The organism is Acidimicrobiales bacterium (assembly GCA_036270875.1).
GTDB lineage: Bacteria > Actinomycetota > Acidimicrobiia > Acidimicrobiales > AC-9 > AC-9.
Genome location: DATBBR010000120.1, coordinates 1 through 15,497 on the forward strand (window position 1 = coordinate 1; position 15,497 = coordinate 15,497).

A 15,497-nucleotide genomic window follows, 5' to 3' on the forward strand; every position below is an offset into this window, starting at 1 on the left:
CGCCACGACCGGCGCGGTCGCCATCGGTGCGACCGCCACTGGGTTGGACCAGGCCCCCACGTACCGGGCCAACGACTTCGCCGACGGCAACGCCCTTTCGATCCTGCCTCCCGGTGAGAACGGTCTCGTCAACCCCGCCCAGGCGGTCGGGTTCGAGGCCGCCGGGCAGCGGCCGCCGGCGAGCCAGGACCAGCTCGGAAAGTACGCGGGCCTGCTCTACGCCTCTCCGGGTCTCACTGACACCGGGCTCGGCAGCTATTACGACGACGCCTCGTTCGGGGTCCGGCCGCAGGACGTGACCCGGGTCGAGCACCCGTCGGCCAGCCAACCAGTGACCATCTACCGCGACGGCCACGACATGCCGCACGTCTACGGCAGCAGCGACGGGGCGGCGGCCTTCGGGATCGGCTTCGCCCAGGCCGAGGACCGCCTCTTCCTGATGGACGTCCTGCGCCACTACGGCCAGGCCACCCTGTCGGAGTTCCTCGGGCCGTCCTGCGCGTTCGAGCAGATGGACCACGACGAGCTCCTGCTCGCTCCGTACACCGAGCAGCAGGCCCAGGCCCAGCTCGACGCCCTGCCCCATGAGTACGGGGCCGCCGGCGTCCAGCTCAAGGCGATGCTCGGCTCGTACGTCGCTGGGGTCAACGCGTACGTCGCCCAGACCCGGACCGACCCCTCGCTGCTGCCCGCCGACTACGCCGCGGCACTGGCCCCGCCCCAGCTGTGGCAGCCGAGCGACGTGATCTACGTCGCCGCGCTCATCGGCGGGATCTTCGGGAGAGGCGGCGGCGCCGAGGTGCGCAATGCCGCCCTGCTCGGGTACCTGCAGCGACAGCTGGGGGCGTCGCCCGGTGCAGCGGCCTTCGGTGACCTGAAGGAGCAGAACGACCCGGGAGCGCCGACGACCATCACGGACCAGCGCTTTCCCTACGACATCCCCGGAAGGGTCGACCCGGCGACGACCGCCCTCCCCGACCAGCCCGGCGCCCCCCTACGGGGGGGCCCGACCACCACGACGGCCAACTGTGACCTCACCAAGCCGAACCCGACCGCCCTGCAGGACGCCATCGGGCTTCTCGCCCTGCCCCGCCAGATGAGCAACGCCCTCCTCGTCGACGCCCATCACTCGGCCAGCGGGCGGCCGGTCGCCGTGATGGGCCCCCAGGTCGGGTACTTCGCGCCCCAGATCCTCATGGTGGAGGACGTCCACGCCCCGGGGTACCAGGCCGAGGGTGCCAGCTTCCCGGGCACCGGCCTGGTCGAGCTGGGCCGGGGCGAGGACTACGCCTGGTCCGCCACCTCCGCCGGGAGCGACAACACCGATCAGCGCCTGGAGCAGATCTGCGATCCCGCCGGCGGCGCCCCCGCACCCCAGGGCCACAGCTATATGTTCGACGGCAAGTGCCTGCCGATGGAGCATCACACCTTCACCGAGGTGGCGGTGCCCAAGCCCGGCGGCCTCGGCGCGCCGACCGTCGTCACCCGCGACGTGTACTTGACCGTGCACGGCATCGTGCAGGGTTGGACCACGGCGGACCATGGCAAGCCGGTTGCCGTGGTCAACCAGCGCAGCACCTACAACCACGAGGCCGACTCCGGGGTGGGCTTCATTCGCTGGGCCGACCCTGGCCGCACCCACGACGTCGGCTCGTGGATGACCGGGGCGGAGCAGATCAACTACACGTTCAACTGGTTCTACGTCGACAACAAGGACATCGGCTACGAGGTGAGCGGGTGGGACCCCGTCCGTCCTGCCAACGTCGATCCCAACCTGCCCACCTGGGGCACTGGCGCGAGCGAGTGGCGGGGGTTCCTGCCGGCCAGCCAGCATCCGCACGAGGTTGATCCGCCGCAAGGCTTTCTGACCAGCTGGAACAACAAGCCGGCGCCAGCGTTCTCGGCCGCCGACGACGACTACAGCATGGGGCTCGTCCAGCGGGTGCAGTCGCTCATGCAGGAGATCCACCACCAGCTCGATCTCCACAACGGGAAGATCACCAGGGCGAACCTGGCAACAGCCATGGAGACGGCGGCGTCGGTCGATCTCGACGGCCGGCAGGTGCTCCCCGAGCTGCTCGCCTTCGAGACCGGGCGCCCGGCGAGCGCGGGAGTGACGACCATGCTGGGCCAGCTGCGTGGGTGGTTGGCTGCCGGCGCCCAACGTCACAAGGCGGCGCCTTCGGATACCCAGTACCGGGATTCGGCGGCCGTCGCCATCATGGACGAGCTCGAGCCGAGGCTGGTGCGCGCCCTGTTCGATCCCATCTTCGCCGGCGGCGGGGTGCAGTCCCAGAACGGTGTCTCCAGCGGGTACACGGCCATGCCCATGGAGCAGCTGGTGAGCAGCCCCAACGGCGGCGGCTCCCACCAGGGCGACGCCTACGGCAGCGGCTGGGAGGGCTATGCGCAGAAGATGCTGCGCCAGCTCGACGGCCAGCCCGTCGCCCAGCCCTTCTCGTCCGCCGTCAGCGGCCACGTGTGCGGGCCCGGCGGGCTGGCCGACTGTGGCACGAGCGTCGGCAACGCACTCCAGGCCACCTACGACGCGCTAGTGGCAGCCAACGGCGGCAATTCGGTGTCCAGCTGGACGGCCGACACGGCGACCAAATCGGCCGGAGTGAGCATGCCCGTCTACGACGACATCGAGGCGCAGACCCTCGGCCTGGTGGGCCAGCCGGCGATCGACTGGCAGAACCGTCCCACCTTCCAGCAGGCGGTCGAGTTCCCCCGCCACCGGCCCCGCTGAGTGGGCTTGGGGTTTTACTCGGGTTTCACCTTTGGTCGAAATTGGGCGCCACGCTCGCCAGCGCGGCGCCCAATTTCGACAAGAGGTGGAACGCGACAACCGCTCCGGGCCGACTGGACTAGCCCGGCACCGTGTCCCACCCGCGCAGGAGCGACGAGTGGGCCAGCTCCTCCCAGAAGGCTTCGCTGTTCCCCATACCGCCGCCCGGCACCCCGGCGCCGGACCCGAGCCCGAAGGAGTTGTCGCCCTGGCACAGGTGCGGTCCGGGGTCGGCCAGCGTGGGGACGTCGGAGGCTCGGGTCGGGTTGCGGGACCCGAGGTCGAGCGCCGTGGCCAGATTGCGGGCGTTCGAGTCCCGGGGCTGGAGGGGCGAGAGACCGAAGCGCCACTCGACCATCTTGAGTATCGACGTGTGGTCGAAGACGCTCGATGTGATGTGGCGCCGGAGTGCGAAGGGGGAGACGAGGTAGCCGGGGACACGAAAGCCAGCCTGTCCGAGCTCCAGCGCCGGCGCCGACCGCCGGTCGGGCAGCCGCGGCGGCACGACGTGCTCGAAGAAGCCGCCCCACTCGTCGTAGGTGATGACCAGGACGGTGCGATCCCAGGCGGGGCTGGCCATCAGCGCCTTGACGACCTGGCCGATGAAGGCCTGGCCCCGGCGGATGTCGGCGTGCGGATGGTCGTCGTTCGACCCGCCCTGGTCCTCGCCGACGAAGTACGGGTCGATGTAGCTGAACGGCGGCAGGGTCCCGGAGGCCGCCTGGGCGAAGAAGGCGTCGACCCGGCGGGCGATAGGGAGGTACTTCTGGCCCCAGAGGGCGAGGAAAGGCAGATCGCTGAAGTAGTAGTTGGCGGGCACGCCGGCGGCCGCGAGCCGGTCCCAGATGGTCGGCAGGCTCGACTGGGTCATTGTGTTGTCGAGCCGGTCGGTCGTGGCCGTGTGGGTGTAGAACCGGTTCGGATAGGTCGGTCCGAGGATGGAGCAGAACCACCGGTCGCACAGCGTGAAGTGGTCGACCAGGAACTTGTTCATGGGGACGTCCTCGGGCAGGTAGTAGCCCAGGGCGTAGTCGTCGTTGGCTCCCCGCCGGAATCCGTCGCAGCGTCCGCCGTCGAGCTGCGTCCGGCCCCCCTGGACGGAATGGTCGGGATCGTTGAACCCGCAGCCCGACCAGTCCAGGAGGTGGTGGGTGTCGTGCCACAGGCCGCTGCCGTCGGGGTACGACAGCCCCGCCTGGCGTCCGTCGGCGCCCGGCACCCACCCGAGGAAGTGGTCGAAGGAGCGGTTCTCCATGACCAGCACGACGATGTGGTCGATGCCGCTGTGGGCCGGAGCTGGGAGGCTCGATGCGGTCTGGGCCAGCGCCCGAGGCAGCCGGCCGATGCCGGCCGCGGCAGCGGCGGCCACGGCGCCGGTCGCGCCGGCACCCTTGAGAAACTCACGCCGCGAGACGCGCGACCCAGGCACGAGCGATCCGTCTCCCGTCAGCGGCGAAAGAGGTCGGTCATGGGTTGCACCTTCGGCGACCCCGCGTTGTTGAGGTGCTCGCCGATCCCGAAGGCGTCCTCGATTGTCCGGAGCAGTGCGTTGTGGTCGTAGAAGGTGTCCGTGGCGTGGCCGGCACGGGCCAGGGGCGACAGCATCAGCAGGCCGACCCGGCCGCCGCCGTTGGTGCCGTTGCTGCCGACCCCGGTGGCGCAGCACCCACTGGTGTCCGAGTTGCTCGCCTCGTCGAAGGTGATGAACAAGGCGCCGTTGTCGCGGTAGGCCGGCGAGTTGAGGATGAGCGGAACGTTGGATCGCAGCCAGCGGTCGGCGGCCGGCAGCCCCCCGGTCTGCCCGTTGGCGCAGGGCGAGTCGTGGCCGTCGTCACAGGTGTTGGGAGTGATGAACACGTAGTTGGGCACCTTCCCGGTCGGAAGGGCCCGAGCCAGCTCGGAGTACGGGCGCACGTGGGCGTCACAGCGGGCGCTGTTCTCGACGATCGGCGGGTAGTAGACGAAGGGGTCGTGACGAGTGGCGTACCCGGTCTGGTAGGGATCGCTCAGCTGGGTGGCCGAGGGGTGCTGGCACGGCGTCGCCATGGACTCCATGTAGGCCCCCCACGTGACGTGGTTGGCGTCGAGCTGATCGGCGATGCTGCGGCCTCCGTCAGGCCGGACCTTCTGCGAGACCTCGCACAGCTCCCAGTTCGGGCAGTCGGCCTGGAACTGCGGCTCGGGGGCCTGACCACTGGTCATGGCGATGTAGTTGTCCGCGCTGGCGTGGCTCACGCCGAAGTAGTTGGTGGCAAACGCACCGTGGGGAACCAGGCTGTTGAGGTACGTGGCCGGGCTGTTTGGCCCCCACGTGCTGGTGAAGTTCTCGTTCTCCAGGACGATCACGAAGGCGTGTTTGAGCCCGTGGACCCCCTCCTTCGGAGGCGGAGCAGCCTGGGCCGTCCCCGCCGTTCCCAGGGCGAGCCCGGCCGTGCTCGACGCCAGGAGGGCGACTGAGAGCGCCATCCGGCGCCCCGCCGTGCTCATCCTTGCTGTGCGTATCCTCACCGGCCGCCGTCCCAGCACTTGGCTCTTCTTCACCGCGGCCGGGGCCCGGACCTGCTCGTTCACTGAGGGTTCATCGCCTGACAACCCCCGCTCCGCCTACCAGGCCGACACGCCTCCGAACCGAGGTCGAGGGTCGGTGGCGCCCGCAAGATGACTGTCGTGGACGGCGATCAGGTGGGCATGACCGAAGCTGCCGTCGTAGGGCGCGTCACGGACCACCGAGTGTCCCCGGAGGCGCAGGCCCGCATCCCATCCCGAGGGAGCGTGGCCCTCGACCCTGACCTCCACGCGGCCGCCCCAGTCCCAGGTCTCGAAGCCGATCGACGACCCGGAGGCCTGGGCCGGGGGTGCGAGCGCCCAACGGCCGGCGGCGATGCTGTCGCCCGGAGGCTGGCCGGCAGCGAGCGCACGGGCCAGCACCTGGAGGAGGATCTGGGGCTGGCTGTCGCCTCCCATGGTCCCGGTCACGGCGCGCAGCTCGCCCGTCCGTGCGGTTACCAGCGTGGGCGACAGCGTGTGGGGCGGTCGCCGGCCCGGTCCGTACTCGGCCGGATGTCCGGGCTGCAGCGAGAACCCCAACCCTCGGTCGTGCAGGAAGATGCGGACGCCCGGAACGATCAGGAGGGACCCGAAGCCGGCCGCGTTGGATTGCAGCAGCGACACGCCGCGGCGCTCCTCGTCCACCGCGCAGAGCGCGATGGTGTCACCGATGGCGGCCGGGTGATCGATCACCCCGGCGTGCTCGGGGTCGATGGCCGCCCGGCGGGGAGCCAACCTCGTCGGCGCCAGAAGCGCGGCGCCGTCGGCGCCCTCGTACAGCACGGCCGGGCGGTCGAATGCGGCCTGGCGGGCCGCCTCGATGAGCAGATGGGCCCAGAGCGGGTCGTCCGGTTCCCCGGGCAGCGCCAGGCCCTCGGCGATCCAGGCCGCGGCCAGGGTGAGGTAACCCTGCGAGCTCGGTGGAACCGTCCAGAGGCGGTGGCCCCAGGCGGACAGCTCGAGGGCGGGGGCCCAGTCGGCCTGGCACCGAGCCAGGTCGGCCTCGACGTACTCGCCGCCGCCGAGGGCCAGCAGCCCGGCGCCGAACTCGCCCTCGTAGAAGCCTCGACGCCCGTCCCTGGCGATGGCAGCCAGCGCGCTGGCCGCCCCCGGCCGCCGGACGATCGTCCCGGCTCGAAGACGGCCGCGACCGGAGTAGTCGCTCGCTTCGGGGAGGTCCGCGACCGTCGGCGCCATGGCGGCCAGCGTGGGCGAAGCCGGGAAGCCCTCCTCGGCATAGGAACGGGCGGGCTCGAGCACGGCAGCGAGCTCCATGCGACCGAACCGCTCGTGCAGCGCCAGCCAGCCGTCGACGCAGCCGGGCACGGGAACCGAGCGAATGTCGCCGAGCGGAGGCATTCGCTTATGACCCTCGGCCCGCAGCCGCGCCGGGTCGGCTCCCGATCCCGCCCGGCCGGAGGCGTTCAGCGCCAACGGGGGCCCGCTTCCCGGGTGGACCACCGCGAGGAGGTCGCCGCCCATACCGCACAAGTGCTGTGAGGTGACGGCGAGGACGGCGCTGGCAGCGACGGCCGCGTCCGCCGCCGTCCCCCCGGCGCGCAGCATTGCTCCGCCAGCACCGGCCGCCAGGTGGTCGACGGCGCAGACCATGCCTCGCCCCGCCCGGACCGTGGCGACAGGGGCGACCTCCGGCACGGGGCGAGCATAGGACGTCCTCGTTTCGCCAGCCCCGGTTGGACTGGGCGGACGTCTGGGTGGTGCAGACTGGGGTCGATGACCGGGGACCAGACCCTCTCTGCCGGCGCCGCGGTCTGGTCGGTGGCCGACCGATACCTCGTGGGGCCGTGCATCGGGCGGGGAGGGATGGCCGAGGTCTACGAGGGTCTCGACACCCGGCTGGGTCGCTCGGTGGCGGTCAAGATACTGAGGCCGCAGTACGCCGGCGATCCGGCGCGCCGTAGGGGACTGTCGGCGGAGGCCCGGGCGGCGGCGCGCCTATCGCATCCCAACGTGGCCACCGTGTACGACGTCGGCGAAGACGAGGGTCGTCCCTGCATCGTCATGGAGCTGGTGAACGGCGGGACCCTGGCCAGACGGCTCATGGATCCTCCGATGGGTCAGGAAGAGGCGGTCCGACTGGTCATCCAGGTGCTGGCCGCGCTGGACGCCGCCCACCGCGCCGGCATCGTGCATCGCGACATCAAGCCCGGGAACATCCTGTTGACTGAGGACGGCACCGCGAAGGTCACCGACTTCGGGATTGCCAAGGCCCTCGACCCGGCCCCGGCCGATGTGGATCTCACGGCCACGGGTGAGGTGATGGGGACGCCGCGCTATCTGGCGCCCGAGCGGGCTGCGGGCGAGCAGGCGTCCGTGGCGTCCGACCTCTGGGCCGTGGGGGTCATGCTCTACGAGGCGCTCACGGGTCGACCTCCGTTCGATGCCGACACCGCGCTGGGGTTGGCGATGGCCGCCGAGCGGGGCGACGTCGTGCCCCCGGAGATCTACCGTCCCGATCTGTCACCCGCCCTGGGCGCCGTCGTCTCGCGGGCCCTGGCTCCCAGACCGCTCGATCGCTTCGCTTCCGCAGCGGAGATGGCTTGCGCCGTGTCCAGGGCGGTCGCTGATCCCGCCTCGACGGTGGGGTTCGAGCCGCCGACCGTGCCCTATCCCGACCTTGGTGGCGTCGGCAAGCAGCATCCCCGGCCGTCTCGGCGGGCGCTGTTGGTGGGCGGAGGCCTGGTGGCCTCGCTTCTCCTGGTCGCCGTGGCCGCACTGCTGCTGTTCAGAGGAGGAGGTCACGCCACGGCCGCGGCTGCCCCTCCTTCCTCGAGCACTGCCCCGCCACCGTCCGTCCCTCTCACGACGCTTCCTCCCGCGACCTCGACGACGTCGCCCACGACGCCCACGACGTCGACGACCCGGGTCCCGGCGACGATAGCGACGACACCGCCGACGTCCATCAGCTGCTCGGTGCTGCGCGCCGAGCACCAGACGCTGGCCCAACAGCAGGCGCAGGTTGACCAGGCGGAGAGGTCGCGTGCTGGCCGTGAGGCTGCCGACAAAGCCTTCGCCGCCCGACAGCACGCCATCGAGCAGGCGATGCGCCAGCTCTGCGGCTGAGCACCTCCCAGGAGATCCGCAGGGGCCGTTCAGCTCCCTCGCCTCGACCGGGCGCTGTTCCGAGCCTCCAGCCAGTCTCCGAGGTGACACTCAGCGGGGACGCGGGCCGGCCACAGGCGGGGCGTTCACAATGGCGGCATGAAGTCAGCGGCGTTGGTCCCCAGCCCGAACGGGTCCGCCGGCGCGTCCGGGCGCGTCCGGGTTGTCTTGGCCTTCCCTCCGCCGCCTTCGGCGCTCGAGGCGCTGACGACGGCGCTCGGACCTGACTTCGACGTGTTGGACATTCGTGTTGCTCCCGTCGACAGCGACCTCGTCTTGTGCCGTCCGTGCAGCCCAGGGGCGATCAGGTCGCTGAAGCACACGTTCCGGGATGCCCAGGTCGTGGTGGTGGACTCACCAGCGGGCTTCGGATCGGTCGCCCGGGCCGGACCGGTCTCCCGGATGCGGTGCGCGGGCGCCGACCTCTACATGACCGACGCCTCCCTCGACGTGCTGGCGTCTACCGTCCGAGACCGGGTCAGGCCAGCCGGGGTCGAGGCCAGGCTCGTGTGTTATCGCAAGACCAGCGACGCCGCCTGAGCCGCCGAGTGCCTGAGAGCGCCGTGTAGTCTGCGGGCGCGGTGATCGGCCGCCCACGCGCCCTCGTCCGATCGATCAGTCCCGGGCTGATCGCCGGAGCCTCGGACAACGATCCCACCACGGTCGGCACTCTGGCGGTGGTCGGAGCGACCACGGCCTACGCCCTGTCGTGGCTGGCCGTCCTGCTTCTGCCCATGCTCGTGGTGATCCAGGTCATCGCTGCGCAGGTGGGGGTGATGACCGGGGCGGGGCTGCAGGAGGTCGTGGCCCGACGCTGGCGGCGACCCCTGGTTGCCGTCTTCCTGGCTTCGGTCGTGGTGGTCAGCGTATTCACCATCGCGGCCGACCTCGAGGCAGGAGCGGCCGCGCTCGGGCTGATCTTCCACATCGGCTGGAGCTGGTTGGTCGCACCCCTTGGTGTGGTGCTGCTGGGGCTGCTCGTGGTCGGGTCCTACGACGAGGTCGTCGCCGTCCTCCGCTGGGTCCTGCTCGCCTTCGTGGCCTACGTGGTCTCGGCCTTTCTGGCCCACCCTCGATGGGGAACGGTGCTGCGGGCCTCGGTGGTGCCCACGTTCAACCTCAGCCACGACTACGTCGACGGCGCGCTTGCTCTGCTTGGCACGACGCTCACGAGCTACGTCTTCGTCTGGCAGAGCATCGAGGAGTCCGAGGAGGGTCGGCACTCCCAGCAGCTTGGGGCGGCGCGGATGGGAGCGGCCGTCGGGATCGGCCTGGCGGTGGTCATCTTCTGGTTCATCCTGGTCGGCACTGGGGCCACCCTCGGCCAGCACCACGTGCACATCCAGACCGCCGACCAGGCGGCTCAGGCCCTTCAGCCCCTGGCCGGGTCATCGTCACGTTACGTGTTCGGTGTCGGGCTGCTGGCCTCCGCCGTTGTGGCGCTGCCGGTGCTCATGGCGACCACGGCCCATGTCGTCGGCGACTCCTTCGACTGGCGGACCGGACTGTCCGAGCGGATCACAAAGGCCGGGCGGTTCTACGCCGTGCTCGGGGCCTCGATCGCCCTCGGAGCGGCCATCTCGCTGGTGGGGATATCGCCGATACAGATCCTCTTCGTGGCCAGCATCGCTGGCGGCCTGGGGACACCAGTGAGCCTCGTGTTCCTCCTGCGCGTCGCCGGCGACGAGCAGGTCATGGTCGGGCGGCCGGTGAGCCGATGGCTGCGGGTCTCGGGTTGGGTCGTCGCCGCCCTGCTGTCCGGTCTCAGCTTCACCTACCTGGCCGTGCACGTGGTGTGATGACCGAACCTCGGCGCCGAAGCGTCACTCCCAGTTCCACTCGCCGAGCTCGAGGGCCCGCCGCAACAGTGCCGACACCTGCTTCGTCAGATGGTCGGGGTCGTTCTGCAGCCGGCCCTGGACCACCCGGCGGGCCCGCTCGATGACCCGTCGGTCTCGGTCAGCTTTGGCCGCCACTGCCACGGCGGCGTCGTTGAACGCAGAGATCGGCGACTGGGCGACCTCGTAGGCCTCGCCCAGAAACTTCTCGACGGCGGCGTCGAGATCCTCGTGCCCGGACGCATTGCCAGACTCCATGCTTTCCCACCCCATAAGTGACGCGTTCTCAACGGACCACGGACGTCCCGAGCCAGTGGCTCAGGCGCCCGGCCAGCCGGCTGGCCCCGGCGGGACCATCGCGGAGAAGACCGGATTCTAATCCGGACCGCGTGGCCCGCCTCGCACTGGGAGGCGTCCCAATGGCCTGCGGCGCGGTCAGATCGACATCGGTCCGTTCCAGCCACCGGCGCCGTCGACCCAGGAGACCTGAGTGGCACCGCCGTTGGCCACGACGCACACGTCGGTCTGGTTGGGAACTCCGAGCTGTGGGGACGCCACCACGGGTGCCCCGATCGGTGAGGGCGGTGGGGCGATGCTGACCTGGCTGAGCTGAGTGGCCCTGTTGGTGCCCGGACCGTAGCCGGCATTGCCGCCCCCGAACTCCGCTGCTACCCCACGGCAGCCGGGTTCGCGGGATCGATCGCGGCGCCCGAGTAGTCGCCCCATCGCCTGGCTGGATTTGCAGTATCGATGCCGTTGCAGAGGAGGCCACTCTGGAGCCCCCCGATCCTGGCCGCGGGTGCTCCCTAACAGCGGTAGACGCGCTCTGCGTTCTTGGCAAAGAGCCTCTCACGGGATTCGGCATCGAGGCCCACAGTCACGGTGCTGAACGCGGCGTAGAGATCGTCGAATGTGCCGAACATCGAGTCAACGGGGAAGTTGCTGGCGAACATGCACCGGTCGACGCCGAAGGCCTCGATGGCGTGCTCGAGCCACGGCGCGAGGACGGCGGCGCGCATCGACCCGAAGGGCATCGCGAGTCCCGACAACTTGCACACTACGTTGTCGCCCAGGCCGGCCAGCGCGTCGATGCCTGCCCGCCAGAGGGCGCGCTCGTCCTCGGAATTCGAGCGAGGCCATCCGGTGTGCTCCACGACAACGATCAGGTCATCGAAGCTGGCGAGCTGCGCCGCTGCCGTTTGAAGCTGATCTGGATGGGTCATCAGCTCGAACAGCAGGTCGCGTTCCTGCAGGGCATGGAGCACTCCGGTGTCGGGGACCGGCGTCTCGAGGCCACCCATCGGGCGGACCCCACGGAACCGTGGAGCAGTCATCTGCCGGTCGAGGAGCTCGACGGCCTCACCCACCGTGGCGGTCGGCGGGAGGCCGCCGACGATGGCATCGGGACCGCCCCTGGCCTGGGCATTGGCGTCGAGCTCGATGGTCTCCTCGATCGAGCTACGACCGGTCGCGGCGGCGACATTGATGAACTTCTCGACGTTCCAACTGGCTGTCTCGGCCTGATAGGTATCGACATCGAAGCGGCGGCACATCCTGGAGGCATCACCCGCGCCTTGTCCCTGAGGGCGCCCGAGGTATGGGTACCAGTCGGAGCGGTCGGGGTCCCAGAGGTGCACGTGAGCGTCGACGACACGAGTGGGCTTGTCGGTCATCAGGCCTCCATGCGCGGGGGCTCCCTGGTGGCACCGACGACCTCGCGGAGGGCGGTGTCGAGCCAACCGGGGACGGCGGGACCCCCGTAGGTGATGCTGCCGATCGGTCGGGGGTGACTGCGAAGTCCGAGCCAGCCCTCGCCGACCGCCAGCTCCGCACCGGCGAGAGCCCCTGCATCGGGAGTGCCGAGCAGGTGGGCAACGAGCTCGCCGACCGGTTGGCCGGCTGCCGCCTCGGAAGCCTCAAGGCTCGCGGCGAATGCCGTGACGCGGCCCTGCGTCGAACCCACGGCAGCTCGCGCGAGCTGCGCCGAGGCCTGGGCCCGACTGCGGCCTCCTGCGGTGGCGGCGTCGGTAAGAGTCACCAGCCGGACTGGGCCGCGGGCACTGCCGGCGGCGTAATCGGAGGCCGCCCGGGCCCATCCGGCATCGGTATGGATCTGCTGGACGATCCCGCGGTGCTCGGCGAGCACCTGCATCCAGCCCTCTGTCGCGCTGTCCCTCCCTTGAGGAGCGGCGGGCGCGACGACGATCGCGTCGATCGGTCCAGCGGCTTCGGCGACGGAGCTCAGCGCGTCCACGGCGTTCCGGAAGTCGTGGGCAACCTCGACGCGGTGGCAGGTGACGCCCCGGGCTTCGAGCGCGGCGGTGAGGGAAGCGGACAACAGCGGGCGGTCCGTAACGACCGCGCAGGATCGCACCTGAGCCGATGCGAGCTCGGCGGGGGCCGGTTCGTCGAAGATCTGCCCGAAGCGGGGGTTGCCGCCGCCGTCACTCGCCTGGCTGGTCTCCGCGGTGGCGAAGGCGCGAGGGATGACCGCCTCGAGCAACCGGGCGAGGGAGACCACGTCCTCGCTCCGCACCACCTCGAGGAGGTGGGGCTCGTCGATCACCGCCACCTCCGAGCCGCCCGCAAAGAGAACCCGGCCGGTGCACCATCCGAATCCGTCACCGACGAGGTGTGCGCCGAGCGGCCCAAGGTGCTCGGGGCCCGGCATCGATTCGAAAAGAGAGAATCCCCGGCCGCCTCCCGTTGTGCCCGCCTGACGAGCGCGCTCGACGGCGGCGGCGACCATTCGGGTGGCCGCGATGGGCGACATCGCGTTGACAGTCACCCCCGGCGGCGCCTGGCGGCCCAGCTGCCAGGTGAGGGCGGCGACCGCTCGCTTGGCGCAGCTGTACGCGCCGGCGTCGGCGGCCCGCCACCCCGAGCCGGAGGTGACGCCGAGGACGCGGCCGTGCCCGGCCGCCGCCATGAGCGGCAGCGCGGCGTCGAGCACATTGAGGTAGCCCCCGAGGTGCACGGCGAGCACCGCGAGCCAATCCTGCTCGGCCCCGTGGGCGAAGCCGGTTTGGCGGGTGATGCCGGCGACGTTGATGACGGCGTCGAGGCCGCCATGCTCGTCGGCCAGCTCGTTGAACAGGCCGCGGACCGCCTCGCCGTCGGTCACCGATACCGACGAGGCCCGGGCCGAGCCCCCCGCCGCCACGATGCGACCGGCGGTGCTCTCCTCCGGCTCCTGCAGCCGCTCGGAGCCGTCGAGGGTCACCAGGGGGTCGACGGTGACCACGAAGCAACCGTCACGGCCGAGCTCCTCGGCGATCGCCGCTCCGATCCCGCCTCCTCCGCCGGTCACGACGGCGACCCGCTGACGTGAGCTCACGACAGCGTCGATCGGACCTCGATCTCGAGGCCCTCGAAGACTCCCGCCTCGAGCCACTGCTCGAGCAGCTCGCGGTAGCCGAACCAGTCGCCAAACCCGCGGCCGTAGTTGCCACTGCGGGGGTTGATCGTCTCGGGGTGGCCCTCGTTGTTGAGGCGCGAAGGCGTGCAGGCGGACATGATGATGCTCGGGTCGACGAAGGAGTCGATGACCTTCTGCGTCCACGCCTCCTCGGCCTCGGGGCTCACGTCGAACACCTCTACGCCCCGCTGCTCGAGCAGTCCAATGGCGCCGCCGATGAACTCAGCCCCGAGCACGGCCACCTGCGTGTAGTTCACCGTCACCACCGCCTGCTGCCCCGGTGCCGGCATGACGAACATGTTCGGGAACCCACGGCTCATCATTCCGAACAGGCTGGCGGGACCGTCGCCCCACTTCCTGGCGAGAGTGACACCGCCTCGACCGGAGATCTCGTGGCCGGCCCGACGAGGCAGCGGGGTGAGCTCGGGCTCGAAGCCGGTGCCGTAGATGATGCAGTCGACCTCGTACTGCTTCCCGCGTACGACCGGGCCGTGCTCGGTGATCCGCTCGACCCCGGCGGGACAGTCGATCGGCGTGACGTTGGGGTGGTTGAACGCCTGCAGGTACTCGTCGTGAAAGCACGGCCGCTTGCAGAGGTAACGGTAGTACGGCTTGAGGATGTCAGCCTTGGCCGGGTCCGCCACCAGCGCCTCGATCCGGCGCCTGTGCGTCTCCATGACCGCGTAGTCAACCTCCTCGCCGCTGCGCAGGTACTCAGCCGTCGTCATGCCCTTCGCTCGCGGGGGGTGGTGAACGGGAGCCCAGTGGTGCGTCCACCCGTCGTCGACCTGGTCGACCTCGACCGGCCGGCCCAGCATGATCGCCTGGAAGTTGTCCATTCGGGCGCGCTGCCAGCCCGGCTCGAGCCCGTGGCCGAAGTTGGGATCGGTGGGCCGGTTGCCTCGCACGCCGACGGCCGACGGCGTGCGCTGGAACACGAAGACGTGCTTCGCCGACTCGGCGAGCGGCGGCAGGCACTGGATGCCGCTCGCCCCGACGCCGATGAGAGCGACGGCCTTGTCCGCCAGGCCGGCGAGGGGCCCGTGCGCCCCGCCGCTGGTGTACTCGTAGTCCCAACGCGCCGTGTGGAAGGAACGCCCGGCGAAGTCCTCCATGCCGGGGATGGCCGGCAGCTTCATGAGGTTGAGGATCCCGACGGCCAGCACGTACCAGCGGCAGCTGACCTCGTCGCCGCGGTCGGTGCGGATTCGCCAACGGGCCGCGTCCTCGTCCCAGTCGGCGCTGGTCACCTCGGTATGGAACAGGGCGTCGGACACGAGGTCGAACCGCTCGGCGATCCTCTCGAGGCAGCCCCGGATCTCGTCGCCGAAGGCGTAGCGCTGGGTGGGGATGTAGTCGAGCTCCTCGAGCATGGGGATGTAGGTGTACGACTCGACGTCGCACATCACGCCCGGGTATCGGTTCCAGTACCAGGTGCCCCCGATACCGCCCGCCCCGTCGACGATGCGAATCCGCTCGATGCCGGCCTTGCGGAGCTGGGCGCCGGCGACGACTCCTGCGATCCCGCCCCCCACGATCACGACATCGACCTCGTCGGCGACCGGGTCGCGCTCGATGAGCGGTGTGAAGGGGTCCTCGCGGTAGCGAGCGAAGTGCTGGTCCGTCCGCAGATCGCGGATGTCAGAGCGACCGGGGACCATCCGCTTGTCGCGCTCGGCGAGGTACTTGGCGCGGACGGCCGCCGGATCGTAGCTCGCTGCTCCGTCCGGTCCAGGCATGTCCCGACGTTACCCCGCGGAACCTGACATGAGTGTCATGACGC

Annotated in this window: 12 protein-coding genes; 4 read left to right on the forward strand and 8 right to left on the reverse strand. The window is 70.5% G+C overall.

Annotated elements, in window-relative coordinates; genetic code table 11:
* On the forward strand, nt 1-2,749 hold a 2,749-nt coding region (locus tag VH112_12010; GenBank protein HEX4540960.1), incomplete at its 5' end, for a penicillin acylase family protein.
* 118 nt (nt 2,750-2,867) lie between these two features.
* Here VH112_12010 and VH112_12015 read toward each other — a convergent pair.
* The 3 genes from VH112_12015 to VH112_12025 all read right to left on the reverse strand — a co-directional run bounded on the left by VH112_12015 (nt 2,868) and on the right by VH112_12025 (nt 6,991).
* Complete coding sequence (locus tag VH112_12015; protein HEX4540961.1) at nt 2,868-4,217, reverse strand: alkaline phosphatase family protein; 1,350 nt, start codon at nt 4,215-4,217, stop codon at nt 2,868-2,870.
* Nucleotides 4,218-4,234: 17 nt separating this feature from the next.
* A complete protein-coding gene (locus VH112_12020; GenBank protein HEX4540962.1) occupies nt 4,235-5,254 on the reverse strand; it encodes an alkaline phosphatase family protein in 1,020 nt (339 codons plus the stop codon).
* Between the two features lie 138 nt (nt 5,255-5,392).
* Nucleotides 5,393-6,991 (reverse strand): gamma-glutamyltransferase, encoded by a 1,599-nt coding sequence (locus VH112_12025; GenBank protein HEX4540963.1) that lies wholly within the window; start codon nt 6,989-6,991, stop codon nt 5,393-5,395.
* 78 nt (nt 6,992-7,069) lie between these two features.
* Between VH112_12025 and VH112_12030 the strand changes: the two genes are divergently transcribed.
* The 3 genes from VH112_12030 (at nt 7,070) to VH112_12040 (ending at nt 10,257) form a co-directional block, all read left to right on the forward strand.
* Complete coding sequence (locus tag VH112_12030; protein HEX4540964.1) at nt 7,070-8,419, forward strand: serine/threonine-protein kinase; 1,350 nt, start codon at nt 7,070-7,072, stop codon at nt 8,417-8,419.
* Between the two features lie 138 nt (nt 8,420-8,557).
* On the forward strand, nt 8,558-8,998 hold the full coding sequence (locus VH112_12035) for a hypothetical protein (GenBank protein HEX4540965.1): 441 nt from the start codon (nt 8,558-8,560) through the stop codon (nt 8,996-8,998).
* A 41-nt stretch (nt 8,999-9,039) separates the two neighbouring features.
* Nucleotides 9,040-10,257: a divalent metal cation transporter gene (locus VH112_12040; protein HEX4540966.1), complete on the forward strand. Its 1,218-nt coding sequence runs from the start codon at nt 9,040-9,042 to the stop codon at nt 10,255-10,257.
* Between the two features lie 24 nt (nt 10,258-10,281).
* Here VH112_12040 and VH112_12045 read toward each other — a convergent pair whose 3' ends face one another.
* The 5 genes from VH112_12045 to VH112_12065 form a co-directional block, all read right to left on the reverse strand.
* Complete coding sequence (locus VH112_12045) at nt 10,282-10,554, reverse strand: hypothetical protein (GenBank protein HEX4540967.1); 273 nt, start codon at nt 10,552-10,554, stop codon at nt 10,282-10,284.
* A gap of 177 nt (nt 10,555-10,731) precedes the next feature.
* Nucleotides 10,732-10,854 carry a hypothetical protein gene (locus VH112_12050; protein HEX4540968.1) on the reverse strand — a complete coding sequence of 41 codons (123 nt, stop codon included), beginning with the start codon at nt 10,852-10,854 and terminating at the stop codon, nt 10,732-10,734.
* A gap of 248 nt (nt 10,855-11,102) precedes the next feature.
* On the reverse strand, nt 11,103-11,969 hold the full coding sequence (locus VH112_12055; protein ID HEX4540969.1) for an amidohydrolase family protein: 867 nt from the start codon (nt 11,967-11,969) through the stop codon (nt 11,103-11,105).
* Entirely contained in the window at nt 11,969-13,633 is a 1,665-nt protein-coding gene (locus VH112_12060; protein HEX4540970.1) for an SDR family NAD(P)-dependent oxidoreductase, read from the reverse strand. The genes VH112_12055 and VH112_12060 overlap by 1 nt, the downstream gene beginning before the upstream one ends.
* The gene (locus tag VH112_12065) at nt 13,630-15,453 is read right to left on the reverse strand and encodes an NAD(P)/FAD-dependent oxidoreductase (GenBank protein HEX4540971.1); all 1,824 of its coding nucleotides are present in this window, start codon (nt 15,451-15,453) and stop codon (nt 13,630-13,632) included. The genes VH112_12060 and VH112_12065 overlap by 4 nt, the downstream gene beginning before the upstream one ends.
* Nucleotides 15,454-15,497 lie beyond the last annotated feature (44 nt).

What these genes read in the sequence shown, in the direction of transcription:
- VH112_12020 (HEX4540962.1), bottom strand. Translation starts at nt 5,254, where the DNA reads ATGGCGCTCTCAGTCGCCCTCCTGGCGTCGAGCACGGCCGGGCTCGCC.
- VH112_12030 (HEX4540964.1), top strand. Translation starts at nt 7,070, where the DNA reads ATGACCGGGGACCAGACCCTCTCTGCCGGCGCCGCGGTCTGGTCGGTG.
- VH112_12035 (HEX4540965.1), top strand. Translation starts at nt 8,558, where the DNA reads ATGAAGTCAGCGGCGTTGGTCCCCAGCCCGAACGGGTCCGCCGGCGCG.
- VH112_12045 (HEX4540967.1), bottom strand. Translation starts at nt 10,554, where the DNA reads ATGGAGTCTGGCAATGCGTCCGGGCACGAGGATCTCGACGCCGCCGTC.
- VH112_12055 (HEX4540969.1), bottom strand. Translation starts at nt 11,969, where the DNA reads ATGACCGACAAGCCCACTCGTGTCGTCGACGCTCACGTGCACCTCTGG.
- VH112_12065 (HEX4540971.1), bottom strand. Translation starts at nt 15,453, where the DNA reads ATGCCTGGACCGGACGGAGCAGCGAGCTACGATCCGGCGGCCGTCCGC.